The organism is Pseudaquidulcibacter saccharophilus (assembly GCF_019455445.1).
In the GTDB taxonomy this organism is placed as follows: domain Bacteria; phylum Pseudomonadota; class Alphaproteobacteria; order Caulobacterales; family Aquidulcibacteraceae; genus Pseudaquidulcibacter; species Pseudaquidulcibacter saccharophilus.
On the sequence record NZ_JAHWUS010000004.1, the window covers coordinates 57,654 to 84,050 of the forward strand.

The window sequence follows — 26,397 nt, forward strand, 5'->3', positions numbered from 1 at the left end:
TAATTTGATAATTAAAGGAAACTTGCTATGAGTTATTTTCTTGATAAACTGACTTTTTTCAAAAGAGAAAAAGAAGAATTCTCTAATGGCCACGGTGTTAAAACCGATGAAACTCGTGGTTGGGAAAAAGGTTATAGAAGCCGTTGGCAACATGATAAAGTTGTTCGCTCAACCCATGGTGTGAATTGCACTGGTTCGTGCTCTTGGAAAATTTATGTAAAAAATGGTTTAGTGACATGGGAGACCCAACAAACTGATTATCCGCGCACGCGAACCGATATGCCAAACCATGAACCGCGTGGTTGTGCGCGTGGTGCATCATATTCTTGGTATCTATATTCCGCTCAAAGGCTAAAATTTCCTTTAATTCGTTCAAGGCTTTTGAAAGCTTGGCGTGCCGCAAAAATTATCGCCAAAGACCCTGTAAATGCTTGGGCGGCAGTAGCTTCTAACCCTGAGACTGTCAAAGATTATCAGTCCTATCGCGGGCGCGGCGGTTTTGTTCGCGCGAATTGGGATGAAGTTAATGAAATCATTGCTGCGGCAAATATTTATACCGCAAAGAAATTCGGCCCCGATAGAATAATTGGCTTCTCGCCAATTCCTGCGATGTCTATGGTTTCATACGCGGCTGGCTCGCGCTATTTATCGCTAATTGGTGGAGTATGTCTGTCGTTTTATGATTGGTATTGCGACTTGCCACCGTCATCACCACAAACTTGGGGTGAGCAGACCGATGTTCCTGAATCTGCTGATTGGTATAATTCAAACTTCATTATTGCATGGGGCTCGAACGTTCCTCAAACAAGAACACCCGATGCGCATTTCTTTACAGAAGTTCGTTATAAAGGCGCAAAGACGGTTGCTGTTACGCCGGATTATTCCGAAGTGGCAAAATTATGTGATTTGTGGCTGCATCCAAAACAAGGGACTGACGCAGCACTTGCAATGGCAATGGGGCATGTAATTCTTAGTGAATGGCATGTGAAAAACAAATCCGACTATTTTGATGATTATTGTCGAACGTATACTGATATGCCGTTCTTAGTTCGCCTTGTAAAAAAAGGTGATCGATTGGTGCCCGAACGTATGATACGTGCGTCGGACTTTGCCGATGACTTAGGTGCAACCAATAACACCGATTGGAAGCCCGTTGTAATTGGTGCAAAAGATGAGGAAATCCACGCGCCAAATGGCACTATTGGCTCGCGTTGGGGTCAAAAAGGCAAGTGGAACCTTGAACTTAAAGATGAAGTAACTGGCGAAGAAATTTGGCCAATGCTTTCATTAAATGAGCATAGCAAACATGAAATTGCCTCAGTATCTTTTCCATATTTTGGCAACCAAGAGCATGAGCATGGGTATTTCGCGGCAACTTCGCACGAAAGCATTCTCGATAGAAATGTTCCAATTCTAAAACTAAATTTAAAAGAAGGCGAAACGCTTGTTGCCTCAGTTTATGATTTATTTCTTGCAAATTATGGCGTGGATCGCGGGTTTGGCGGCGGGAATGTTGCAAAATCATTTGATGATGATTTCCCATATACGCCCGCATGGCAGGAAAAAATCACAGGTGTAAAACGTGAGCATGTAATTAATGTTGCACGTCAATTTGCCGAAAATGCCCATAAAACGCATGGTAAAAGCATGGTAATCATTGGAGCAGCGATGAACCATTGGTATCACATGGACATGAATTATCGCGCAATTATCAATATGTTGGTAATGTGTGGTTGTATCGGTAAATCGGGTGGTGGTTGGAGCCATTATGTTGGTCAAGAAAAATTACGTCCGCAAACTGGCTGGGTTCCTTTAGCTTTTGCAACAGATTGGAATAGACCGCCGCGCCAACAAAACTCGACCTCATTCTTTTATGCCCATACTGATCAGTGGCGTTATGAAAAACTTAAAATGGAAGAAATTCTGTCTCCATTAGAAGATGATAAGGAATGGAAACAGCTTTCATTTATTGATTGTAACGCAAAATCCGAACGCCTCGGCTGGTTACCTTCTGCACCACAATTAGAAACTAATCCGCTTGAATTAGGCGCTAAAATCCATACTTCTGGCGCTAATGTTGGCGAAGCAATTGTTGGAGGTTTGAAATCTGGTGATCTTAAACTTTCATGCCACGACCCAGACAATCCTGTAAATTGGCCGCGAAATATGTTTGTCTGGCGCTCAAACATTCTTGGTTCATCAGGTAAGGGCCATGAGTATTTCCTTAAGCACCTTCTTGGAACTTCACATGGTGTGCAGGGTAAAGATTTAGGCCAAACAGGTGAGCAAAAACCACGCGATGTAGTTTGGCATGACGATGCGCCAGAAGGCAAATTAGATTTGTTGGTTACATTGGATTTTAGAATGTCCACTACTTGCATGTATTCAGATATCGTTTTGCCAACCGCAACTTGGTACGAAAAACATGATTTAAATACCTCTGATATGCACCCATTCATTCACCCTTTATCTGCGGCGGTTGACCCTGCGTGGGAAAGTAAATCGGATTGGGAAATTTATAAAGGCTTTGCTAAAAAATTCTCAGAACTTTGTGTGGGGCATTTAGGCGTCGAACATGATGTGGTTTTAAACCCCATTAAACACGATACTGCAAATGAAATTGCGCAGCCTTTTGAAGTTCAAGATTGGGTAAAAGGTGAGTGTGAGCCAGTCCCTGGCAAAACTATGCCTGCGGTTTTCTTAGTCGAAAGGGATTATCCCAACACCTATAAAAAATTCACTTCAATCGGGCCATTGCTTGGCAAATTGGGGAATGGCGGCAAGGGTATCGGTTGGAACACTGATGCCGAATTAAAAATGCTTGAGGAATTAAATCACATAGTTACCGAAGAAGGCGTTTCAAAAGGGCTTCCCAAACTTGACAGTGCAATTGATGCCGCTGAAATGATTTTGTCATTGGCACCAGAAACAAATGGACATGTTGCTTTCAAGGCATGGGAAGCATTGGGGCAAAATACAGGGCGCGACCACACCCATCTTGCCATTCCGCGTGAAGATGAAAAAATCCGCTTTAGGGATATTCAAGCGCAACCGCGTAAGATTATATCTTCACCAACTTGGTCGGGTATTGAATCAGAGCATGTAAGCTACAATGCTTGTTACACAAATGTGCATGAATTAATTCCTTGGCGAACTTTAACCGGGCGGCAGGAATTATACCAAGATCACAAATGGATGCGCGCATTCGGTGAGCAATTATGCGTCTATAAGCCACCTGTAGATATGAAAACTACTGCAGAGGTAGTAGATAAATTTGCCAAATCCAAATCTGGCAAAAACCATAAACAAGTGGTTTTAAACTTCATTACACCACACCAAAAATGGGGCATTCACTCAACTTATACTGATAATTTGTTGATGCAGACATTGTCGCGCGGTGGGCCAATTGTTTGGGTTTCAGAAATAGATGCAAAAAAAATCGGCATTATCGATAATGACTGGGTCGAAGCCTATAATGCCAATGGCGCGATTACTGCGCGTGCAGTGGTATCGCAAAGGGTAAATGAGGGCATGATTTTAATGTATCATGCGCAAGAGAAAATCCTAAATACTCCAGGATCTGAAATAACGGGTGCGCGTGGCGGTATTCACAATTCCGTCACCCGCGCAGTTCTTAAACCGACACATATGATTGGTGGTTACGCCCAGCTTGCCTATGATTTCAATTATTATGGCACAGTGGGATCTAATCGTGATGAATTTATCATTCTTCGTAAAATGGAAAAAGTCGATTTTATGAATGAAGAAAATTACGACACATCAAATCAATTTGTAACTTCTAAATAGGAAAAAGAGCATGAAAGTAAGAGCACAAATTGGAATGGTTCTTAATCTTGACAAGTGTATTGGATGCCATACTTGCTCCGTCACCTGTAAGAATGTTTGGACTTCACGTCGCGGTGTTGAATATGCTTGGTTCAACAATGTCGAAACAAAACCCGGTATTGGCTATCCTAAAGACTGGGAAAATCAAGATAAATGGAAAGGTGGTTGGCAGCGCGATGCAAGTGGTAAATTAACCCCAAAACAAGGCGGTAAATGGCGCATTTTGGCAAATCTATTTGCCAATCCTAATTTACCATCAATTGACGATTATTACGAGCCATTTACATTTGATTATGGCCATTTGCAAAAATCGCCTGAAACTAAAACTATGCCGACAGCACAACCAGTTTCAGTAATCACAGGCAAGAAAATGGATAAAATTGTCGGTGGGCCAAATTGGGAAGAAATCCTTGGTGGCGAGTTTGAGCATCGCTCAAAAGACTATAATTTTGAAAATGTTCAAAAGGATATTTACGGACAATTTGAAAATACATTTATGATGTATTTGCCACGTCTATGTGAGCATTGCCTTAATCCAGCCTGCGTTGCATCTTGCCCAAGCGGTGCGATTTATAAACGTGAAGAAGACGGCATTGTACTTATTGACCAAGATAAATGCCGTGGTTGGCGCATGTGCGTTTCTGGTTGCCCATACAAAAAAATCTACTTCAACTGGGAAAGCGGCAAGTCTGAAAAATGCACATTCTGCTATCCAAGAATTGAAAATGGTGAACCAACTGTTTGTTCGGAAACCTGCGTTGGTCGTATTCGCTACCTTGGTGTTCTACTTTATGATGCAGATAAGATTGAAGAAGCGGCAGCGACTAAAGACGACAAGGATTTGTATCAAGCGCAATTAGATATGTTCCTTAATCCAAATGACCCTGAGGTGATTAAAGCTGCATTAGCAGAGGGCATACCTCAATCATGGCTCGATGGCGCAAAAAATTCGCCAGTTTATAAAATGGCGATGGAATGGAAAGTGGCATTCCCACTTCATCCTGAATATCGCACCTTGCCAATGGTTTGGTATATTCCGCCATTGTCGCCAATTCAAAACGCAGCATCAACTGGCGATATTGGCATGAATGGAATAATACCTGATGTTAAATCGCTTCGTATTCCTGTGACATATTTAGCGAATTTGCTAACAGCTGGAAATGAAGAGCCAGTAACTCTTGGCCTTGAGCGTATGCTTGCAATGCGTGCCTTTATGCGTGGTCGCCATGTTGAAGGAGATGCAGATACAAAAATTCTTGAATCGGTCGGCCTAAATGTGCAGATGGTTGAAGATATGTATCGCTATATGGCAATCGCTAATTATGAAGATCGCTATGTAATTCCTACCTCTCATCGCGAATATGTCGAAGATACTTTTGATCTTCGTTCATGTGGCTTTAGCTTTGGCAATGGCTGCTCTGGCGGCAATTCGGATAGCAATCTGTTCGAAAAACCTAAACGCAAAAATCTATTTGGCGGGGCGCACGTACATGGAAAATAATCTAAATCTTAAAACCCGAAACAGCTTTAAAGCACTTGGAATTTTGCTTTGGTATCCAAATAATGAATGGCTTGAATGTAGTGATGAATTGTTAGCGCTCATGAAAAGTGAGAATTGCATTGAAGACAAAGATTTCAATGCAATCAAAGACTTTATTAATAGCATGAAATCAGGCGATTTATTTACCTTCCAAGAAAATTATGTGGACACTTTTGATAGAGTGCGCACAATGTCGCTACATTTGTTTGAGCATGTTCATGGTGATAGCCGCGAACGTGGGCAGGCAATGATTGACTTGTCCGACAGATATCTAGAGCAAGGACTTAAACTTGATTCAAGTGAGTTGCCAGATTATTTGCCAATGTTTTTGGAATATCTCGCAACTCTGCCTGTTGAAACTGCGTTAGAGGAGCTTGATGAAGTTGCACATATTTTAAAGGCGATTGGTACCAAGCTTAAAGAACGTGGAAATCAATATTTTTGTATTTTTCAGGCTCTCTTGAAAATGGTTGGTCAGGAAATCGGCGATGTGGTTGTTAAAGCTGATGAAGAAACTTCTTTCGACGAATTAGATAAGGAATGGGAAGAAAAGCAAATTGAATTCTTGGGTGCGCAGAATCCAGATAATGGCGTTGACACAAATTCCTGTGGCACATGCCCTTCAAGCGTAAAATCTAATTGCAGCCTTCAAACAAATATCCCGCAAGGAGTTACCCAATGATTGACTTCATTCACTCATTTTTATTCGGAATATACCCATATATTGCTTTAGTATCATTATTCCTTGGAACACTAATACGCTATGATCGCGAACAATATTCGTGGCAAGCTTCATCTAGCCAAATCTTGTCTGATAAAGGCTTGGCAATTGGAAATATTTTCTTTCATCTTGGCATAATTTTTATATTCATGGGGCATTTTGTAGGTCTTTTAACCCCGCATGCGCTTTATGAACATTTCATTAAAGCCGAGCAAAAGCAAATGTTAGCAATTGTTGCGGGTGGTATTGCAGGTGTTTTTGGCTTTATTGGACTTTCAATTCTTTTGTCCCGACGCCTTGGCAATGCCCGCATTCGTGCAACATCTTCGCCTTTGGATATATTAATTTTATTCCTGTTATGGTTACAAATGATGCTTGGATTAATTACGATTCCATTTTCATTATCGCATCATGACGCTACGCAAATGCTTAATTTATCGCAATGGGCACAGCATATTTTGACTTTTAGAAGCGGTGCTGCTGATTTTATTAAAGATGCCGATTGGATTTTTAAATGTCATTTGTTCTTGGGTTTAACAATCTTGCTTTTATTCCCATTCACCCGCTTAGTCCACATGCTAAGCATACCTGCAAAATACCTTCCTAGACCTTTGCAAATTGTGCGTTCGCGTCAAGCAAGGAGATAAGAATGCCAATATTTGTTGATGATTTTGAAATTGAGGACGAAGAAGTCTTTAACGAGATGCAATATCACCCTGCTGCTAATGTTGAAGAAGCAATGCTAAAAGCAGGACGTGCATTGGTGATAAGAAAGCTACTTTTGTCTCGCGCCAATGAATTGCAAATTTTACTACCTGACGAAAATGAAAGCCAGATTGTCAAAGAAGATTTTCTTATTTCACGCGTTTTGGAAGAAGATATTAAAACACCTGATGCCGATGAGGCTTCATGTTTACAATATTATAATTCTAATCAAGGTACGTTTAGGGATGCAGCAGGAAATTATGTAGCATTTGAGCATGTGAAGCCTACGATTGCGGCATTCCTCAAAGATGTTTCTTGGCAAACCGCTGTGTCGCAATATTTGCAAATATTGGTCGGTCAAAGCGAAATAAAAGGTATTGATTTAGAGGGCGCAACCAGCCCATTGGTTAGATAATCAATTTATCGCAAATTATAACCCCCGCCAGTTCCGCTGGCGGGGGTTGTTTTATTGTAAATCTGCTCGACAGAACTTAACTTTCCACTTTGAAATTACAATAGATAAATTCCTGAATTGAAACAGATGGTGTATGATGTTGCTCTATTGTCGATTCAATCAAAGTGAATTTGTTTCCAAGTTCTTGCGCAAGTGTCAGAGCGCTATATCCCACAATATCAAGCCCGCTACATTTTTTTGGCCCGTCAAGGCTGAAAGTTGCAATTATTACATTGCCATTTGGTGCAATCGAATTTGTTAATTGCGAAATATATTTTTGCCTTTGTTCTTTTTCCGTAAGGAAATGAAAAACTGCCCTATCATGCCATATCTTATAGTGGTTTTTTGGCAATTCTATTTTCGTAATATCACCAACTAGCCATTTATAACAATCAGCAAATTTAACTAGTCGTTTTTTTGTTATATTTAATGCGGTTTGCGAAATATCTAGAATTGAAACATTTGTAAATTCGCGCGCTTCAAGTTCATCAATTAATTTTGACGCACCAGAACCCACGTCAATAATATTATCGCTTTTTGATTTGGCAATTTTTCCGATTAAATCAAGCGAGATTCTAGGTGTTTCTTGAAACCAACTTACGCTATCGGATTGTTTGGTGTTATAAACGCCGTCCCAATGAATATGGTCGTCCATGCAAAGCCCTTTCGAAAATAAAATGCATAGCACTTATAACAAAAAAATGTCGTGGGAATATGCATAATCCCACGACATTTATATCTTTGATTAGAATTTCAAGCCAATATATGGCATTATTTTTGTGGTATTTGTGAATAGATTATCGGCTTCATATTTGCCAATTTTAATGCCAGCACTATAATTTTTGCCGAAATTTTGTTCTATTGTGGCATTCCATTCTGTGCCATATTTTAAACCGCCATTTTGAGCTTCAAAATCATGAAAAACTATCGAGAATTTTGTGCCATCTAACAATTTATTTGGCGATTTGGCCTTATAACTAACCCCAATATTGGCATCAACTAAGCCATTGGCGGGTGTAGTTAGGAATTTGTCAACCCAACCATCAAATGCATGATTTGTTCCAAGTGGGAATTGGAAGGCACGTGTTCCATTGCCTTCTTTGGCTTCATATTGGGCCTTTACTTGCCAATTTCCGAAACTTATTGAAGGCTCTAGCGAATAATAATTTAAGTCAACGTTTGCAGTATTATTGGCATAATCTTTTTGATTAGCAAATTCCGCGTTAAACCCAAGTTTGAAAGTTGGGTGTGCTTTGACAATTTCATAACGCGCACCAAATGTTTGCGTTGATAAGGCAGCAGCATTTGGTAAATCCAACAAATAGTCATAGACACTAATTTTACCAAAGGTTTTCGCGTCATAACTTAAGTTCAGCAAATGAATTGCTGTATCTTTCCACACACCTTGTGGTGATTTTGTGCCAAATACACGATTTACCTGTGTAGCATAGGCATAATAAATTTCAGTATTTGGAAGGCTGTTATTTTTGACTGAAAGCGCATCAAATGTTTGATCGTTTTGTCGCCATGCACCCGCACCAACATGGCGTTGATTATTTAGATTTATTGATTGGCGACCAAGTGTGATTGCGGTTTTAGGTAGTCCAACATAATCAACATAAAGGCGATTTACTAAAGTATCATCAGGGTCTGCAACCGTTGCATAAGTCGTTTTGCCATTGATGGTATTGTTAAAGTCATTGCCGAAAATATGGGTTACATTTTCAAATTCTACCAAGCCGCTAAAACCATTGAAACGCTTTGTTTGGTAATTAAGGCGGCTTCTTAGGGTTGTGGCATTTGCGTCATTGGCAATGCCGTCTTGCGATACAAATTCATAGCGCAAACGTGCATCAAAATGCGTTTGACCATTTGTAATTGCATCAATTAGATTGGTGGCATTATCTGCTGCCATTGCTGGCGCAGCAAAAATTAAACTAGCTACTGTCGCTAGCAAAGAAAGTTTAGTATTTTTCATTTCTTTTTCCCAGTTATACCGCAAATAAAGGCAATACGGACTTCCAATTCGTATTTTAATTCACCCATTGCGACAGGGTAAATATTCTAAAACTTGCATAAGGGTGGTTGATTTAGATCAAGGCAAAGGGGTAAATATCAGTATTTGAAATACATATTTGCAAAGTTTGCTTATTTGTAGAGATTGCTTGTTTAGAGATTATTTGGGACATGGAAAAAATATTTAAATCACCTTTATTTAGCGGCGGCTTTCGCCCATTTTTTCTATTGGCCGCGGTCTTTATGTTTATACTAATAAGCTATTTTGCATTGGGATTCGCAGGATATTTGCCAATAACAAATGTATCTTGGGATTTAATAAATTGGCACCGCCATGAAATGTTGTTTGGCTTCACTGCCGCAGTTATTGCCGGTTTTTTGCTTACCGCAGTGCCAAATTGGACAGGGCAACAAACCCCCAAAAATGAAATTTTAGCTGCTTTGGCTGGTTTTTGGCTTTTAGGTCGCCTTGCAATGATGTTTTCTTCATTTTTGCCTAAAATAATTGTCGCGCTAATTGACGTGCCATTTTATCTTTTGGTGGCGGCATCAATATTTCCTGCACTCACCAAAACGCAAAATAAACGCAACTATTTCTTTCTTGGGCTTTTAAGTATGCAAACTATTGCCAATGCACTTATGCACTTTGGTTTATACGATATTGGTATGCGCCTTGGTTTGAATATTATCGTTTTAATAATGCTGGTATTAGGTGGTCGAGTGATTCCATTTTTTACTGAAAATGCCAAAGCTATAAAAATAACGCGCAACCCAAATATTGAAAAATTTGCAATGATAAGTGCGATAATCGCGGCAATCCTTGATGTTTTGCGCTTTCTTCCGGCATTAAGTGCGTTTGCGCTTTTGGTTGCCGCAATTGCCAATCTATTACGGTTTTCACAATGGCAGAGTAAAAAAACTTTTGACAATCCATTATTATGGATTTTGCATATTGGCTATTTATGGTTGGTAGTTGGGCTATTTTTAAAAGCCATAGATTTATTTGGAATTTCGTTACCCAATGCAATTGCCAATCATGCGATAACAAGTGGTGCAATTGGTTCATTAACATTGGGGATGATGGCACGCGTAAGCCTTGGACATACTGGGCGACCTTTAGCAGCGGCACCAAAAATGATATTTGCTTTTTGGTTGGTGAATATGGCAGCATTTGCACGGGTATTTGGGGCATGGGCTTTGCCGAATTTTGCAATTGCGCTTTATTTAGTCTCTGCCTTGATGATGGCGATTGCATTTTTAATTTTTGTAATTCATTATTTTCCAATCCTAACCACTGAACGCTATGCGGCACGAAGATAATGGCAATATATGGATTATAAGATATACATTCGACTGATGCAGGGTGAAGAAATCGCCCTTGGTCCTGGCAAGGCCGATTTAATGAGCGCAATTATAGAATGTGGGTCACTTTCTAAAGCAGCAAAATCACTTTCTATAAGTTACAAACGTGCTTGGTCAATGGTTGATGCGATAAATCGTGGTTTTAAGACGCCTTTGATAATTTTGCAAAAAGGCGGTGCCTCTGGCGGTGGTGCGAAATTATCGCCAGAAGGGGTTTTTGTGCTGCAACAATATCGTGCCTGCCAAAGTGAAACAAATGCTATTGTAAGTAAGTTTTTTGAGCAAATACAACGTTTAACTGCTGAATAATTATTGCCGGCTTGACCTAAATCAATTTTCGTTATGTTTGATAGGATATAACGAAATTATGTCAAAAATGAAAATTAATATCATTCTATTTATTTCTAATATATTTTTAATTTGCTTGCCCCTAAATTCATGGGCGCAGGCTGCTAATGAAATCACTATTTTTGCGGCTTCCTCACTTACTGATGCAGTAAAAGAAATTGGCAATAATTATCAAAAAAAGACAGGTTATAAAATTGTCTATTCTTTTGCCTCTAGTGCATTGCTTGCAAAACAAATTGAGGCAGGTGCCAAAGCAGATATAATTATGACCGCCGATAGTGATTGGACGCAATATTTACAATCACGCAATTTAATAAAGCCGCAAAGTCGCTTTGATTTATTGGGTGGGCATTTGGTATTAATTGCCCCTAAAAACGCAAATGTAAATTTAAAAATTGCAAAAAATTTTCCAATCGCGCAATATTTAGGGGCGCAGGGCAAAATTGCGATTGCTGACCCTTCATATGTTCCTGCTGGAAAATATGCACAAACTGCTTTGGTTAAATTTGGGGTGTGGGACAGTTTGCAAAACCAAATAATTCGTACAGAAAATGTTAGAATGGCATTAAATTATGTCGCGCATGGCGAGGCAAATTTGGGAATAGTCTATAAATCCGATGCTTTTGTTGAGCCAGACATAAAAATAGTTTCTGAATTTCCTGATAATTCGCATAAAGCAATAATTTATCCCTTGTCTTTAACAATTAATGCCAGTTCACAAGCGCAAAGTTTTTATGATTATCTTAAATCGCCCTATGCTATGGGGGTATTTGGGCGCTATGGCTTTAATGCTGCCGCCGAAGTTTTGACCGAAGAGCGGAAAAAATGATCTTTGCTCCAGAAGAAATTTCCGCAATTATTCTAAGTATTTCAATTGCCCTTAAATCAACTATTATGGCAATAATGCCTGCCATTATTTTTGGATATTTGTTGGCAAGAAAAAAATTTTTTGGCAAAATTATTCTTGATGCAATGCTGAATTATTCTTTGGTGTTGCCGCCAGTCGTGATTGGTTTAATTTTGTTGCTGATTTTTGGCAATCATGGTCCTATTGGCAAATATCTTTCAAAATGGGGTATGCCATTGGTTTTTACCGCTAATGGGGCAGCATTTGCATCAGCATTTATGGTTTTTCCATTAATGCTGCGAATTATCAAGCAAGCCTTTGAAGCAATAAATAAGGATTGGGAGTTTATTGCCGCAAGCCTTGGGGCAAAGCCATTAGATGTGTTTTTTTCTATCACTTTGCCCAATGCGTATCGTGGTTTGATTGCGGCATTATTAGTGGGTTTTGCGGCATCATTGGGGGAGTTTGGCGCAGTAATTACCTTTGCGGCGAATATAGAAGGCAAGACACAAACCCTTGCCTTGGCGATATATTCGGCAATGCAAAGCCCCAATGGTGAAAGTAGTGCGATACGATTGTCACTTGTGGCTATTGCGATTTCTGTGGCGGCGTTGGTGGCGTCTGAATTATTGCAAAAATTAGGTCACGAGGTTCAAGATGCTTGAGCTGAAATTTACAAAGAATTTTAAAAACCTTAATTTGCAAATTGATGCAAAAATTCCTTCAATTGGAATTTGTACATTGCGTGGCTTTTCTGGTTCTGGGAAATCGACAATACTTAAATGTATAAGTGGAAAATTAAATCCTGACAGCGGTACAATCAAACTTGAAAACACAACTTCGTTTGACGCTGAAAAAGGGATTAATCATGCACCGTATTTGCGGAATTTCGGTTTTGTGCATCAAGATGGCTTATTATTCCCGAATTTAAATGTTTATGAAAATTTGCTGTTTGGTTACAAAAGGCGTGGTGGAAATAAATTCATTGAATTTGATGAAATTGTAGAAATTTTGGGTATTTTGCCGCTTCTCAATCGTAATATAAAAAATCTTTCTGGGGGTGAAAAACAAAGAATAGCCTTAGGGCGGGCATTATTATCAAACCCTAAATTTTTGCTTTTAGATGAACCGCTCGCGGCCTTAGATGAAGCCAATAAAGCGCAGATTCTTGAGCTGATTTTAAAAATCCGCGATAAAGTTAGGATACCTATGCTTTATGTAACCCACAACCAAAGCGAAGCAGATTTAATCGCCACATCGCAAATGGCGATTGTGAATGGTGCAATGATTGCAGTATAAACCATAACTAGAATTCCCTTGAAAATTAGTTTAAAGGGCATTGTATGATTTTTTTTTGCCGCATATGAATGTGATTCATGTTTTTAATCACTGAGGAAGTTTAGAATGTCTTCGAGTTATTGGTAATAATTTTATATTCCATGAATGTTTTCTATCGCGCGAGCGTTTATGTTTAACAACAAGGATTTTGCCGACTTTGGGATTTGGGGCGTTGGTTAACGTTACTACTTGAACAGCCAGCAAGATCACTTCATCCAATTCAAGGTTATTATAAATTGCGGTACTTTTGTGCGATCCCGACCTTTCATTAAGTAATTTTGCAAACGTGTTGTTTCATGCCAAATTACGTTTTGTTGGCCAATTTATTTATACTATCGCCTAAAACTACGCGGTTTAGATAATTTTTTACAATTTCATTTAGTTCAGCTTTAGTTGCGTGAGGATAGGCATTATTGACACTTGAGGCCGCATTTGCACGGGTATTTTGGGTATGGATTTTGTCAAATCAGTCCTCTTCTATCTATTTATTTGCCGCAACCTTATTAAGTTTCTCATTTATTTTAATGCTTCCAATTTATTTCCTAATTCTTACAAATGAGCGGTTTTCAAAAAAAGTTTAGAAATTTTATAGAAATTGATTTATGTCAATAATTATTTAGCGAATCACAATATATAGTGGTGATACTAAAACTAAACCCCATATATAGTGAGTTCACAATGTTAAAAAACCAAGCAATTGAATTTAAAACTAGCTCAAATTCAACCAAAATTGATTGTAACGAAGCGATTTCTGAATATATTTTTCGGTCAGATTGGCGTGTCAATGCCAATGCAAATTCAGATTATTCGAACGCTGGCCTCATAAATAATTGCGCAGGTAAAATAATTGCAAATTATTGGCTAGATAAAATTTATAATCAAAAAGAAGGTCAAGCACATAGGGAAGGCGATATTCATATCCATGACCTTGATTGCCTAACTGGTTATTGCGCAGGATGGAGTTTAAGAATTCTCCTAAATGAGGGGTTTAATGGCGTGCAGGGCAAGGTTGCAAGTTCACCGCCAAAACACTTTCGTGAAGCCTTGGGGCAAATCGCCAACTTTTTGGGGATTTTGCAATCAGAATGGGCGGGCGCGCAGGCGTTTAGCTCATTTGATACATATCTAGCGCCATATATATTCAAGGATAATTTGAGCTCTCGTGAAGTTAAGAAAGCGCTTCGGCAATTTATATATAATTTGAACGTTCCCGCTCGATGGGGACAAAGCCCATTTACTAATATTACTTTTGATATTGATGTTCCGCCAGATCTTGCCATTCAAGCACCCACAATAAATTATAATCATTTTTTCGGTGAAGACATTTCTGATGAGCTAAAAAATAGAATTAGGCAAAGAGGAATTAATAATCCTGAAGACCTAACTTACGCAGATTTCAAACCTGAAATGGAAATGTTGGTTATAGCATTTTATGAAATAATGACACAAGGTGATGCCAATGGCCAACCTTTTACTTTCCCAATTCCAACCGTTAATATAATGGAGAATTTCAATTGGGGTTCAAAAGTTACGAAGGCTATTTTTGATAATACAGCGAAAATCGGAAGTTCATATTTTCAAAATTTCATTGGCAGCCAATATTTATCTGATGAAAATGGCACAAGAATAAAAAATCCTAACGCATATGAACCCCATGCAGTTCGTTCCATGTGTTGTCGGTTGCAACTTGATTTACGAGAATTATTGAAGCGCGGAAATGGCCTGTTTGGCTCAGCAGAAATGACAGGTTCCATTGGAGTTGTAACCCTCAATCTTGCAAGGCTTGGTTATAAATTCAAAGGTGACATGAATGGTCTAAAAAACCAAATTATTGAATTAATGCAAATCGCTAAATCCACTTTGGAGAAGAAGCGCATTTTTATTCAAGAAATGTATGATCAAGGTCTCTATCCATATACAAGGCGATATTTACGAAATTTCAACAACCATTTTTCCACAATTGGGATTAATGGAATGAATGAATTATTACGCAATTTTAGCAACGATGAAATCAACGTATCAATGCCTGCAGGAATTAAAATTGCGCAAGACATTTTAGATTTAATGCGTGATGAACTTAGAAAGTTTCAGGAACAAACTGGGCATCTTTATAACCTTGAAGCAACCCCAGCAGAGGGGACAACATACAGGTTTGCAAAAGAAGACAAAAAGCGATTTCCCGACATTTTGCAAGCCGGTGAGGCGGCAAATATATATTATACTAATTCAAGCCAGCTTCCTGTAAATCATACAGAAGATCCGTTCGAAGCCTTGCAGTTGCAAGACAATTTGCAGACTAAATATACTGGTGGAACGGTATTGCATTTATATATGAGTGAGAAAATTTCTTCAGGTGAAGCATGTAAGCAGCTTGTTAAAACGGTCATCGAAAACTTTAAATTGCCCTACATTACAATAACCCCAGTGTTTTCAGTATGCCCAACCCATGGATACATTAAAGGAGAAAAAGCACATTGCCCAAAATGTGGCGAAGAGACAAAAGTTTGGACAAGAGTTATGGGGTATCACAGGCCAGTTTCAAGTTTTAATCTTGGCAAAAAAGGTGAGCATAATGAGCGTAAGCATTATGTCGAGCCAAATTCAAACTAGGGTTGAAAACTTTGGTGCAAAAGTCATTAAAATTACCAATAGCTAGCATTACGCCTATTACTTTTCAAGATTTTCCAGATCACATTGCGGCGATTATCTGGTTTATGGGTTGTAATATGCGTTGCTCTTACTGCCATAATCCTGATCTGGTTTTGGGAAAATATAGACCTCTTAGATTCGAAGATGTCGTCAGTTTCTTAAATTCACGTTCAAAATTGCTTCAAGGAATAGTTCTCTCAGGTGGTGAATGCACGCTTGCCAAAGATTTTATTGCCTTTGCTTCCTTGATTAAGGAACTTGGCTTTAAAGTGAAGATAGACACAAATGGGTCTAACCCTCAGGTTGTGAGAGAAGCCATTTCATTAAACTTGGTCGATTATGTCGCAATCGATTTTAAAGCACCCAATCACAAATTTGAGGCGGTCACCAAATTAAACTCTTTTGATAAGTTTGTCGAAAGTTTAGATATTTTGATTTCTTCGGATATTGACTTTGAAGTTCGAACAACTGTTGACCCAAATCAATTGCTTGTTTCTGACATCGTGGAAATGCAGAATTTCCTGAAAGATAGAGCTATTTTTAATCCTCTTATTTTACAAAATTTTATTGGCGGTAACACGCTAAGTGACGTTTTGGGCGGGAGGCGATAAAAGAAATAACCCAGATAAGCAATAATCTTATGTCTAAGTATCAGAATTTAATTTTTTATTCACCAAATCACATTGAAATTCTCCCAAGTTTGAACTGAATTAATAATGGCAATAATTCATTATTGAACTATGCTTAGGCGCACTTATGGGCTCACTAACTTTATAAATGAAACTATATCACAATAAAAACAAGTGGTTGCTTAAAGTATAATCCGTCTCATAACCTGAAGGCCGCAGGTTCAAATCCTGCCCCCGCACCCAAATATCCACATAATTACAATTACTTAACATAACGCCCCAAATATGGGCTTATTACGTGCGTAATACATAAATCTGAAATTATGCATTCTTTAATTATTTGCATTAAAAAATCTGTTTGTCCTAGGTCGTTTTCGTATGGTAACCCGATCCTTTTTGAATAATTTTTACAGTATCAGCTTAATTCTCACTCAGCTTTTTTGCGTCATACACAATTTTTCCATCAATAATAGTTAAGACCGACGATACTTTTGGTAATTCAGGTGGCGCAATGGTTAGTATGTCATCTGACAAAACTGCCAAATCAGCTAATTTACCAACGCTAAGCGTTCCTTTTACAGCTTCTTGATATTCTGCAAATGCAGATTGTTTTGTATATGCCAATAATGCTTGTTCACGACTTATGGCTTCTTCTGGATTATCAGGGTGAACGCTTGCCAATAATATTCCAATATATGGGTTAAGAGGGCCGTCAGAACCCAAGACTACGGGTATTCCTTTATCAATTAGCGATTTCAAAGGCTGTGCTTTGCTGTCTTGAATATTTTTTGCTATAATTGCCCCTTTTTCTGCCGATACCTCTGATATATCGAGGTGGGTTGCTTGTTGAGAGACTATAATGCCATTTGCCTTTATGCGGTCTAATAAATCTGGTGTGATACCATCACCATGTTCAAATCTAACCCTGCGACCTGCCCATATTTTTGGGCCACCAGTCTTGTCCATAGCATCCAAAACTGCAATCGCCCCAGGTCTGCCAAAAATGTGGAATTGGATTTGATAATTATTCTCTAGTGAATCTTGTAATAATTTCTCAATTTGCTTGCTATTAAATAATATTGGTAAATTGGTAACTGTATAGGGACCATCATCTTTACCAAATAGGGTTTTTGCATCTTCACGCGGTGTAAGACTGCCTTCAAATACTACGCCATCAATTATCCACTTTGTGCCATTTGTCCTGATTAAAGGGTTTTTGGATGATGGTGTTACTTGATCAGTATTTAAATCAAAACCATCTTTTGTTGTATGATTCATACGTGTTACACGAACCCTAATCGGCGTTTGTGACTTTTCTAATAATTCAATACTACGCGTCACGCTCATGTCGCTTGGCATATCCTGAATGGTTGTTATGCCAAACGATATTGCCTGATTAAGTTGTATTTTTAAGGCACGGACCGAATCGTCTTCTGATGTTACAGCCGCAAAATGTGTGTTTAATTCAGAAGTAACAGCATATTCACGTAATATTCCGTTTAATTTACCGTTGGCATCACGTTCAAACTTGCCACCAATTGGATCTGGCGTTTTTTCATCAAATCCTAATTTTGCCAGTGCGGCTGAATTTAAAATAGCGGAATGACCATCAAACATCAAAATAATCAAAGGGTGATTTGGTGCGATTTTATCAAGTGATTGACGATTAATGTTGGTATCATAAAAAATCTTGGGACCCATCGTGCCAAAAATAAAGGATACTTTATCTTTTAAGGCAGTAGCTTTATTTATTTCTTTCGCAACTTCTTCCCAAGATGGATCGAAAGTTGGCGTTTCAAGGAAGTATGTTGATTTAGGCCACACAGACAAATGCACATGGGCATCATTAATTCCAGGTATTACTAAGTGTCCTTTTAGGTCATAAGATTTCGTATTAGACGATGCAAATTTTTTAATATCATTATCAAGTCCAACCGCAGAAATTATATTGCCAGAGATGGCAATTGCAGTCGCATTTTTTACTTCATCACCGGTGAATATTTTGCCATTGAAGAGGATAATGTCCGGCGTAATTTCATCCGCTTTCGCATTATTACAAATAGCAATAAATGCCATAGTCATAAGGCCGGTAAATATAAAATTTCGAAAGTGCTTATTGCTAAGTTTTAGAGCCATAAAAATTCCCCGCAAGTTGGTGTTGTTTTATATTTAGGTTATATATTTTTTGAATTACAAGTGTTTTTTGATATCTGAAATAATTATTCATGGGGCGTATCTTACTACATATCTGTATGTTATCTATGGCCGCCTCATAATTGAAATTAGAATTCACCAGCTATACCAATTCGAGCGCCAGAATTTCCAGAACCTGCTGTTGAATAACCAAATGTAACGGCTAAATTAGTTGGCGCATTAATTCGGTGTGCAAATGATGCGGAAAATGCGCCTTCGCTTTTATAGCTTCCGAAATTTACGCTATAAGTTGTTTTACCAGGCGCAGAGGGCATTGGGGCGGGTGCCATTGCCATTGCCATTGCAATGCCTTGGCGCGCTTCATTGCGATTTTCACCCAATACTTTATTCAAATTTGATACATCAGTTTGTAAATTTGAAATTTGATTTGCATAACTTGCGCTTGCTACTTGCAAACTATTAATCTGGCTTGTGTGTGTTGCAATAGCTTGATTTTGAGTTACGTCCGAAGCCTGTAATGCTGTAATCTGATTTGTATGCGCCACAAGCGTTTGACTTTGTGTAACGTTAGATGATTGTAAAGCAGAAATTTGATTAGAATGATTAGTCAAAACCACATCTTGGGCGGCATCTTTTTCCTGAATGGTTGCTATTTGTGCACTATGTATATTTAGTTGATTGTTCTGATTTGTATCTGATGTTTGTAGTGTGTTTATTGCCGCGCTATTATCAGTACCTACGCCTCCTGAAGCATTTGACAATGAATCTATTTGCGTTTGTTGCGTTGTATTAACTGTTTCGAGTGATGCGATACGCGCTTCATGGCTATTTAAATTGCTAATCACCATGGCGTAATTGGCATTCAAAGCATCTATCTGTGGCTGATAATTAACGCCACCAAATGCACCAATCCCTGCAAGGGCGTTGTTTAATTGTCGTAGATTAACGGCATCAGTATCTTGAGTGCCGTCAGCAAGGCTAGTTAATTGACGTAAAAATGACCCTTCGCCTATGCCGTTACCACGCCCAATTGAAACCGCATATTGGCGATCAGTATATGAATTTGCACCCAACGCAATAGAATTAAAAGCCGAAGCTGCCGCATTATCACCGATTGCAATCGCTTTGTCGGAATTGGTATTGGCAGTAGATCCAATTGCAATAGACGAACTATTATTTGCCTTTGCGCCGGAACCCAATGCCAAAGAGTCAATGTATCCACGTGCATAAGCATTATTGCCAATTGCAATTCCTTGAATAGATGATGCTTCAGATTGAAAGCCATAAGCAGAGCTGTATTCACCACCAGCAAAACTACCCTGTCCTGTTGCAGTAGATCCAATGCCACTTGCAGAAGCCTGCATACCCAATGCCGTTGCGCCCCCTGCACTTGAATTTGATAAGTAACCTAATGAAATAGAGTTTTGCCCCGATGCATTGGCTTCTTCACCAAAGGCGCTTGCGCCATTCGCTAATGCATTCGCCTTAGTGCCAATCGCAGTGGTATTATCAAACAGGGTGGTTATGCCGTTTACAATATCAAATAAATAACCTGCATTAGCATAATTCCCTAATGCCACTGAATTAGTTCCTCCTGCATTTGTAAAGTAACCAATGGCATTATTATCTATACCATATGCGTGAACCGAAGAACCAATTGCCAAGGAATTGTCTAAATCTGCAACTGAAAATGAACCAATGGAGGTTGAATTTACGCCTAAAGCATTAGAGCTGTAACCAAGCGCCAAACTATAATTAAATTGGGCAGTGGCATTACTTCCGAAAACTGTAGCGCCAAGCCCAAATAACGTAGTCGTATTTGTTGGCGCGTCATAAACATAGCTACCTGCCTTTGCGCCAGATCCAATTGCAGTACTATTGTCATAATAGGCTTTAGCATCATTACCAAAAGATATTGCGCCTCTTGAATTTGATAAGGCATGGTTTCCAAACGCAATTGCATTTATTCCAATTGCGTTTGAAGCACCGATTGCGATTGTAAAATCACCATTCGCGGTTGTTCCGCTGCCAATAGCCAGTGCAGAATCGCCAGTTGCGTTTGAATAATTTCCAAAAACATTTGACCATGCACTATTGGCATTAGAGTTTGCGCCAAATACATTGGAATTATATCCAAATGCCTTAGAGCTTGCCCCAAATACACTTGCAAAATCAGCGTTTGCTATCGATTTATCGCCCATTGCGATTGATGAAGATCCCATTGCTGCTGAGTTTGTGCCAATGGAAGTTGAAAAACTTCCGTAGGCCCAAGAACCATAGCCAAGCGCAATTGAATCCGCACTCCTAGCTGAGGCCATGCCACCAATTGCAATTGAATTCATGCCTGATGCATCTGAAAACGTGCCAAAAGCACTAGAATTCTGGCCAGATGCACTAGAATTTTTACCGGCAGCTATTGAGTATGTGCCGTTTGCAGATGAAAACTGCCCTACCGCAGTCGAACCTTCGGCATACGCATGCGATTGTTGGCCAATTGCCGTAGATTTTTCACCTGTCGCTTCTGTACCATCACCGATGGCCGTTGAACTTAGACCGGTTGCATGTGCCGCAGACCCTAAAGCGGTTGAATTATCACCCGTAGCTTGTGAACCATTTCCGACAGCAGTATCTGAACCATGGGTTGCCGTACCACCTGCAATAGCGACTTGTGCATTTGCGGAATTAATATCTGCATTCATTGCAATTAATAATGCGGGAATGGAAATTTTTAATATATGAAACGCCGATTTTTTAGTCATTGCTTATGTCATCCTTTAAATTAATGGATGTTGCATAGTAAATGACAGAATCTTGTTCCATTGCCGATTGCGCAATGCTATTGCATATTTGTTATTGGGATAAACATGCAGAAATTAATCTTTTCTTCAGACGAATTACCAGCACACTTCAACCCCACAAAAAGGGCGATTGAATGGTCGAATGCCCTATTACACGGTGGCTATAATGGTGAAGCAATAATTCCTGATAAAGAAATAAGATTTAATGGTCTTGTTGAATTAAGCGCGCCTTCAGGAACAATGATTGCCACAAGCAGCGCCAATTCGCTTATACTTAAACGAAATCACGAACATATCGTCCGCGATATGGATGATAGGATAATGCTTTTCTTCAATACCGGTAAAAGCGATATGCGCGTTGTGCAATTGGGAAAGGAAACTTTCCTTGGGCCCAATGAAGGAATTTTGCTTACACAAGAATTTCCACAAATTCTTGATGGTTCAAAATCTGGTGAAGTTGTTTGCCTTATATTGCCCCGCGAGCCATATGATGAATGGATAGATTTTGTCGATGATTTCATCGGCACCAAGGGCAGTATAAATAATTCGCGTTTTCAGCTTTTAAAAAACTATTGTTGTATGCTTGTATGTGAAGCTAATAATTTTACAGATTGTGAAATCAACGCAATCACAAATCATATAAGCAAACTTGCTTCTTTTTGGCTTGGAGCAAAAATTATTAAAACTGAACGATCAGAACAAAGCGCTATATCGGCAAGGCGTCTTGCAATAAATCGGATAATTAGGCGCAATCTAAATAATGCTGAATTGGATGTTAAGTTTATTGCTCGTAAACTTCAATTATCGCCCCGAATGGTGCAGCATATTTTGACAAAATCTGGCACTAATTTTATTTCATTATTGCATTTAATTAGACAAAATAGGGCATTAAAAATGCTTTATGATCCTGCTTATGCCGATATGTCATTGGAAAAAATAAGCTTTTTTTGCGGGTATAATGATTATTCAAATTTTTACAAAAACTTCATCCAGTTCCACAAAACTAGCCCACAAGTATTGCGTGCCAATGAAGCGCTAAAAACTCTAAAATAAATAAAAGACGCCACCACTTTCAAGCATTCGTGACGTGATAGTTACTTTACGTCAAATGTTGAAGTCGGGCTTAAGGCGATGCTGGGATATAAACTTACTGGATTTATTTGCATAATATAGACAAAGAGAACCATAGTTAATATGCTTGCTCTTTATGGTAAATATATTCTACAATAAAATGCAATAATTGATGCTTGGCTTATAAGGCAGGGTCGCGAGGCGAGATCATTTAATCCAGTTGAACGACTTTGCTATATTGGTGAAAGAGGGATGGGGGCGCTTGAGTTCCAGCCAAACATTTTCAATGTTTATGATAAGGCACAAAATTGGAAATTGAAGAGTTGGTAAAACTTGCCAATGAAGTCTTGCATAGTCGCGAAAGCTTGTATTGAAATCTCACAGGGGAAGATGATAGAAAAGAATTAGAAAATATAATACGTGTTGTTACTTCGGCGGGCGGAGTCAGGGCAAAAGCAATTTTAGCGTGGAATCCACAAACAGGGTAGGTGAATGGAGATTATCACCGGCTTTTGATGTTGCCTATGCTTATAATCCATTAGGACAATGGACAAGCCGTGGCCAATTGGTTTGAATTTTCAGAAATCGCAGGTATTGCAACCACTGAAGCCAAAGCAATAGATAAATATCTTCGAAAACGGCTTAGCTAATTATAACGAGCTTGAATGTAACTATTTCCAAGCTTTGAAAGAGGGCGGCAATTAAGCCGCCCTAATTAATCATGCCTTTCGCAATGTTTTTGCAACAAATGTTGGTAAAACAATAAGTGTTAAAATCGTTGCGCTTATCAATCCACCAATTACAACGGTTGCGAGTGGTTTTTGCACTTCTGCCCCGGAACCATGCGCGACTGCCATTGGTATAAAGCCGACGATTGCCACCAATGCAGTGGTCAAAACTGCACGCAGCCGTGATGATACACCTTCAATCACTGCGGTTTGCGGTTCAAGGCCACTTTCAAGTTTTTGACGAATGGATTGCATTAAAACCAAGCCATTTAATGTCGCCACACCCGAAACCGCGATAAAACCAACCGCCGCAGAAATGGAAAACGGCATTCCGCGCAACAGTAATGTTAAGGCCCCACCAACCAATGCCAATGGAACGCAAGCAAATACCAGACCTGCCTCGGCAATTGATCCAAGTGCCATGAAAAGCAAAAGGAAAATTAACAACCCGACCACAGGAATTACGATGCGTAGTCTTGCTTCGGCACGTTGTAAGTTTTCAATCTGTCCTCCCCACTCAAGTCGAACGCCGGCGGGGAGTTGGACTTTTTCACTTACTTGTTTTTTGGCTTCGGTAACAAAACCGCCCAAATCGCGCCCTCTAATATTGGCTTGCACCACCATGCGGCGGCTCCCATTGTCACGGCTAATTTGGTTCGGGCTATCAATTAAATGTAACTTTGCAACAGAACCCAAATTTATACTTTGTCCGCTTGGTGTCGGCAATGGCATTGAGGAAAGAATTTCAGGATTGTTTCGTTCATTTTCACCCAAACGGATTGAAACATTAAAGCGTTTGTCACCCTCAAATATTTGCCCAACGGCGCGCCCCCCGATTGCAGTTGCAACACTTTCGGTAACTTCTCTTGCAGGAATACCATAAGCAGAAGCCGTCAATCTATCAACATTTACCACTAGGGTTTGTTGTCCTCCAATCTGTTCAATCCGAAGGTCAGATGCACCGTCAATTGAATTTATAACCTTTGAAATTTCATTTGCGGTTTTGGCAATAGTTGTAAAATCCTCACCATAAACTTTGATTGCCAAATCCGCACGAACACCTGATATAAGCTCATTAAACCGGAGTTCGATTGGTTGGCTGATTTCATAGTTCATGCCTAATTGTTTATTTGCAAGGGTTTCGATTTTTTCAATTAATTCCTCTTTTGATAAATTTGGATTTTGCCATTCTTTTTTAGGTTTTAAAATAATAACACCATCAGATAGATTTATAGGCATTGGATCGGTTGCCGCTTCTGCGGTACCGGTTTTTGCAAAATAACGGTCAACTTCTGAAAGTTTGCTAATTTCCTTTTCCAAATTTGCTTGCATTAAAACAGATTGTTCAAGCGAAATCGAAGGGAGCTTTAGGGCAACCATTGCCAAATCCCCTTCATCAAGTTTTGGAATAAATTCACGCCCGAGCATTGAGAATGAGCCATAACCAACAATCAATGCGCCAATTGCAACCAGAAAAATCTGGCGCGGACGTTTTATTGACCATGTAATTGCTGGATCAAGCACCAGACGCATTTTTTTAATAATAAAGGTCTCATGTTCTTTATCATGATTTTTATAGCCAATTTTCGGTTCGCGCACAAAAATTGCAATCATTGCCGGAATAAAGGTGAAGGAGAAAATAAATGCCCCCAAGAGCGCAAGCATAACAGTCGCTGCCATTGGTTGGAACATTTTTCCTTCAACGCCTTCAAGTGTTAATAAAGGTGCATAAACCAAAAGAATGATTAATTGTCCGAATAATGTAGGTTTTACCATTGATTTGGCACTATGACTTGCTGCCTCAATCCTTTCAGATATTGATAAAGCACGCCCAAGTATTTGTGCCTTTTGTGATAGCGCAAGCAATGTTCCTTCAATAACCACGACAGCACCATCGACCAGGAGCCCGAAATCCAAAGCTCCAAGGCTCATTAAATTGCCGCTTATTTTGAAATAGTGCATCCCAATCACTGCTGCTAAAAACGATAATGGTATCATTAATGCAGTGATAAGCGCCGCGCGAACATTGCCAAGCGCAAAGAATAAAACCGCAATTACCAATAATGCACCTTCAAGAAGGTTGCGTTCAACGGTTTTAATGGTCGAATTTACCAATATGCTTCGGTCCATAATTGGGGTCGCCGTGATATTTGGCGGTAGCGACTTTTCCAAGCTCTCAAGCTGCTTACGTGCATCATGTGCAACGGTCCGACTATTGGCCCCCGTTAGCATTAATGCGGTTCCAATAACAACTTCATGGCCATTTAATGTTGCGGCACCCATCCGTGGTGCTTGACCAATTGCGACATTGGCAATATCGCCAATTTTTAATATTAGTCCGTTATTAGATTTAATAGGTGTATCAGCAAGATCGTTAATTGACTGCGCCTTACCATCGGCACGGACAATAATTGCTTCGCCAGATTTTTGGATGTAGCCGGCACCAGCCTGTGTATTGGCGTTTTCAAGTGCGCTTGCCAAATCGGCGAACCCAATATTATATGCCTGCATCTTTGCAACATCTGGGGCTATGACATATTCTTTAACATAACCGCCGATGGTATCAACTCCCGCAACATCTTTTGTGGTGCGCATATGGGGTGCGACCAACCAATCTTGTAAAGTCCTAAGATAAGTTGCCTTTTGTACCGGTGTCGAAAGTAATTCTCCTTCGGGAGTTAAGTAATCATTCTGATTTTGCCATCCTGCTGTGCCTGATTTTATGTCATTGGCACTTTTTGGGGGGGCGAAATCAAGCGTCCACATAAAAATTTCACCCAATCCGGTTGTTATTGGGGCTAGTTTTGGCTCCGCATCGGGGGGCAAATTTTCTTTGGCTTGACTAATTCTTTCATTTATCTGATTTCGCGCAAAGTAAATGTCGGTATTTTCTTTGAACACCGCGATAACTTGCGAGAAACCGTTTCTAGAAAGCGATCTGGTGCTTTCAAGCCCGACAATACCCTGTAACGATGTTTCCAAAGGATATGTTACTTGCTTTTCAATTTGCTCCGGTGACAATGATGGCGCATTTGTGGTTATTCTTACTTGTTTATTTGTTATATCTGGCGTGGCATCAATAGGTAATTTGGATAATTGAAACAAGCCAAATCCAGCAATCGCTGCGACAAGTATTATTATAAAAGCGCGGAATTTAACCGAAAGGTCGATGATTTTATCAAACATGTTTT

The 26,397-nt window shown here is 39.4% G+C and carries 19 protein-coding genes; 14 read left to right on the top strand and 5 right to left on the bottom strand.

The annotated features are described in order from the left end of the window. The first annotated feature begins 27 nt into the window (after window positions 1-27). The 5 genes from KXV15_RS11685 to KXV15_RS11705 are packed head-to-tail and all read left to right on the top strand — an operon-like array spanning window position 28 to window position 7,227. The gene (locus tag KXV15_RS11685; protein WP_240008387.1) at window positions 28-3,807 is read left to right on the top strand and encodes a nitrate reductase subunit alpha; all 3,780 of its coding nucleotides are present in this window, start codon (window positions 28-30) and stop codon (window positions 3,805-3,807) included. Window positions 3,808-3,817: 10 nt separating this feature from the next. Continuing rightward, window positions 3,818-5,347 (top strand): nitrate reductase subunit beta, encoded by a 1,530-nt coding sequence (gene narH / locus KXV15_RS11690; protein WP_240008388.1) that lies wholly within the window; start codon window positions 3,818-3,820, stop codon window positions 5,345-5,347. Beyond that, window positions 5,337-6,068 carry a nitrate reductase molybdenum cofactor assembly chaperone gene (gene narJ / locus KXV15_RS11695; protein ID WP_240008389.1) on the top strand — a complete coding sequence of 244 codons (732 nt, stop codon included), beginning with the start codon at window positions 5,337-5,339 and terminating at the stop codon, window positions 6,066-6,068. Before narH ends, narJ begins: the two co-directional genes overlap by 11 nt. After that, window positions 6,065-6,754 carry a respiratory nitrate reductase subunit gamma gene (gene narI, locus KXV15_RS11700; protein WP_240008390.1) on the top strand — a complete coding sequence of 230 codons (690 nt, stop codon included), beginning with the start codon at window positions 6,065-6,067 and terminating at the stop codon, window positions 6,752-6,754. Before narJ ends, narI begins: the two co-directional genes overlap by 4 nt. Window positions 6,755-6,756: 2 nt before the next feature. Next, entirely contained in the window at window positions 6,757-7,227 is a 471-nt protein-coding gene (locus tag KXV15_RS11705) for a hypothetical protein (protein WP_240008391.1), read from the top strand. A gap of 76 nt (window positions 7,228-7,303) precedes the next feature. Here the strand turns inward: KXV15_RS11705 and KXV15_RS11710 are convergent, their stop codons facing one another. Both KXV15_RS11710 and KXV15_RS11715 read right to left on the bottom strand, forming a co-directional pair. Then, window positions 7,304-7,921 (bottom strand): class I SAM-dependent methyltransferase, encoded by a 618-nt coding sequence (locus KXV15_RS11710; protein ID WP_240008392.1) that lies wholly within the window; start codon window positions 7,919-7,921, stop codon window positions 7,304-7,306. Between the two features lie 90 nt (window positions 7,922-8,011). Beyond that, on the bottom strand, window positions 8,012-9,244 hold the full coding sequence (locus KXV15_RS11715; protein WP_240008393.1) for an alginate export family protein: 1,233 nt from the start codon (window positions 9,242-9,244) through the stop codon (window positions 8,012-8,014). 209 nt (window positions 9,245-9,453) lie between these two features. Between KXV15_RS11715 and KXV15_RS11720 the strand changes: the two genes are divergently transcribed. The 7 genes from KXV15_RS11720 to KXV15_RS11750 all read left to right on the top strand — a co-directional run bounded on the left by KXV15_RS11720 (window position 9,454) and on the right by KXV15_RS11750 (window position 16,437). Then, window positions 9,454-10,602 carry an NnrS family protein gene (locus KXV15_RS11720; protein ID WP_275671626.1) on the top strand — a complete coding sequence of 383 codons (1,149 nt, stop codon included), beginning with the start codon at window positions 9,454-9,456 and terminating at the stop codon, window positions 10,600-10,602. A 36-nt stretch (window positions 10,603-10,638) separates the two neighbouring features. Next, the gene (locus KXV15_RS11725) at window positions 10,639-10,953 is read left to right on the top strand and encodes a winged helix-turn-helix domain-containing protein (protein WP_240008395.1); all 315 of its coding nucleotides are present in this window, start codon (window positions 10,639-10,641) and stop codon (window positions 10,951-10,953) included. A gap of 67 nt (window positions 10,954-11,020) precedes the next feature. After that, window positions 11,021-11,821 (top strand): molybdate ABC transporter substrate-binding protein, encoded by an 801-nt coding sequence (gene modA, locus KXV15_RS11730; protein WP_240008396.1) that lies wholly within the window; start codon window positions 11,021-11,023, stop codon window positions 11,819-11,821. After that, on the top strand, window positions 11,818-12,504 hold the full coding sequence (modB, locus tag KXV15_RS11735; protein ID WP_240008397.1) for a molybdate ABC transporter permease subunit: 687 nt from the start codon (window positions 11,818-11,820) through the stop codon (window positions 12,502-12,504). Before modA ends, modB begins: the two co-directional genes overlap by 4 nt. Then, window positions 12,497-13,138, top strand: coding sequence for an ATP-binding cassette domain-containing protein (locus KXV15_RS11740; RefSeq protein WP_240008398.1), 642 nt, complete (start codon window positions 12,497-12,499; stop codon window positions 13,136-13,138). The genes modB and KXV15_RS11740 overlap by 8 nt, the downstream gene beginning before the upstream one ends. Before the next feature lie 717 nt (window positions 13,139-13,855). Continuing rightward, complete coding sequence (locus KXV15_RS11745; RefSeq protein ID WP_240008399.1) at window positions 13,856-15,787, top strand: ribonucleoside triphosphate reductase; 1,932 nt, start codon at window positions 13,856-13,858, stop codon at window positions 15,785-15,787. Between the two features lie 14 nt (window positions 15,788-15,801). Then, window positions 15,802-16,437, top strand: coding sequence for an anaerobic ribonucleoside-triphosphate reductase activating protein (locus KXV15_RS11750; RefSeq protein ID WP_240008447.1), 636 nt, complete (start codon window positions 15,802-15,804; stop codon window positions 16,435-16,437). Between the two features lie 438 nt (window positions 16,438-16,875). Here the strand turns inward: KXV15_RS11750 and KXV15_RS11755 are convergent, their stop codons facing one another. Beyond that, window positions 16,876-18,537 carry an amidohydrolase gene (locus KXV15_RS11755; protein ID WP_240008400.1) on the bottom strand — a complete coding sequence of 554 codons (1,662 nt, stop codon included), beginning with the start codon at window positions 18,535-18,537 and terminating at the stop codon, window positions 16,876-16,878. Between the two features lie 200 nt (window positions 18,538-18,737). Beyond that, a complete protein-coding gene (locus KXV15_RS11760) occupies window positions 18,738-21,368 on the bottom strand; it encodes a YadA-like family protein (RefSeq protein ID WP_240008401.1) in 2,631 nt (876 codons plus the stop codon). Between the two features lie 105 nt (window positions 21,369-21,473). Between KXV15_RS11760 and KXV15_RS11765 the strand changes: the two genes are divergently transcribed. Both KXV15_RS11765 and KXV15_RS13570 read left to right on the top strand, forming a co-directional pair. Further along, the gene (locus KXV15_RS11765) at window positions 21,474-22,460 is read left to right on the top strand and encodes a helix-turn-helix domain-containing protein (RefSeq protein WP_240008402.1); all 987 of its coding nucleotides are present in this window, start codon (window positions 21,474-21,476) and stop codon (window positions 22,458-22,460) included. Between the two features lie 201 nt (window positions 22,461-22,661). Next, window positions 22,662-22,808, top strand: a complete 147-nt coding sequence (locus tag KXV15_RS13570; RefSeq protein WP_420830588.1) for a hypothetical protein — start codon at window positions 22,662-22,664, stop codon at window positions 22,806-22,808. A 389-nt stretch (window positions 22,809-23,197) separates the two neighbouring features. Here the strand turns inward: KXV15_RS13570 and KXV15_RS11770 are convergent, their stop codons facing one another. Then, a complete protein-coding gene (locus KXV15_RS11770) occupies window positions 23,198-26,392 on the bottom strand; it encodes an efflux RND transporter permease subunit (protein WP_240008403.1) in 3,195 nt (1,064 codons plus the stop codon). Between the last annotated feature and the right edge of the window lie 5 nt (window positions 26,393-26,397).

Coding starts and splice junctions, on each gene's coding strand:
- KXV15_RS11685 (WP_240008387.1), top strand. CDS start 28: ATGAGTTATTTTCTTGATAAACTGACTTTTTTCAAAAGAGAAAAAGAA.
- narH (WP_240008388.1), top strand. CDS start 3,818: ATGAAAGTAAGAGCACAAATTGGAATGGTTCTTAATCTTGACAAGTGT.
- narJ (WP_240008389.1), top strand. CDS start 5,337: ATGGAAAATAATCTAAATCTTAAAACCCGAAACAGCTTTAAAGCACTT.
- narI (WP_240008390.1), top strand. CDS start 6,065: ATGATTGACTTCATTCACTCATTTTTATTCGGAATATACCCATATATT.
- KXV15_RS11705 (WP_240008391.1), top strand. CDS start 6,757: ATGCCAATATTTGTTGATGATTTTGAAATTGAGGACGAAGAAGTCTTT.
- KXV15_RS11710 (WP_240008392.1), bottom strand. CDS start 7,921: ATGGACGACCATATTCATTGGGACGGCGTTTATAACACCAAACAATCC.
- KXV15_RS11715 (WP_240008393.1), bottom strand. CDS start 9,244: ATGAAAAATACTAAACTTTCTTTGCTAGCGACAGTAGCTAGTTTAATT.
- KXV15_RS11720 (WP_275671626.1), top strand. CDS start 9,454: ATGGAAAAAATATTTAAATCACCTTTATTTAGCGGCGGCTTTCGCCCA.
- KXV15_RS11725 (WP_240008395.1), top strand. CDS start 10,639: ATGCAGGGTGAAGAAATCGCCCTTGGTCCTGGCAAGGCCGATTTAATG.
- modA (WP_240008396.1), top strand. CDS start 11,021: ATGAAAATTAATATCATTCTATTTATTTCTAATATATTTTTAATTTGC.
- modB (WP_240008397.1), top strand. CDS start 11,818: ATGATCTTTGCTCCAGAAGAAATTTCCGCAATTATTCTAAGTATTTCA.
- KXV15_RS11740 (WP_240008398.1), top strand. CDS start 12,497: ATGCTTGAGCTGAAATTTACAAAGAATTTTAAAAACCTTAATTTGCAA.
- KXV15_RS11745 (WP_240008399.1), top strand. CDS start 13,856: ATGTTAAAAAACCAAGCAATTGAATTTAAAACTAGCTCAAATTCAACC.
- KXV15_RS11755 (WP_240008400.1), bottom strand. CDS start 18,537: ATGACTATGGCATTTATTGCTATTTGTAATAATGCGAAAGCGGATGAA.
- KXV15_RS11760 (WP_240008401.1), bottom strand. CDS start 21,368: ATGACTAAAAAATCGGCGTTTCATATATTAAAAATTTCCATTCCCGCA.
- KXV15_RS11765 (WP_240008402.1), top strand. CDS start 21,474: ATGCAGAAATTAATCTTTTCTTCAGACGAATTACCAGCACACTTCAAC.
- KXV15_RS11770 (WP_240008403.1), bottom strand. CDS start 26,392: ATGTTTGATAAAATCATCGACCTTTCGGTTAAATTCCGCGCTTTTATA.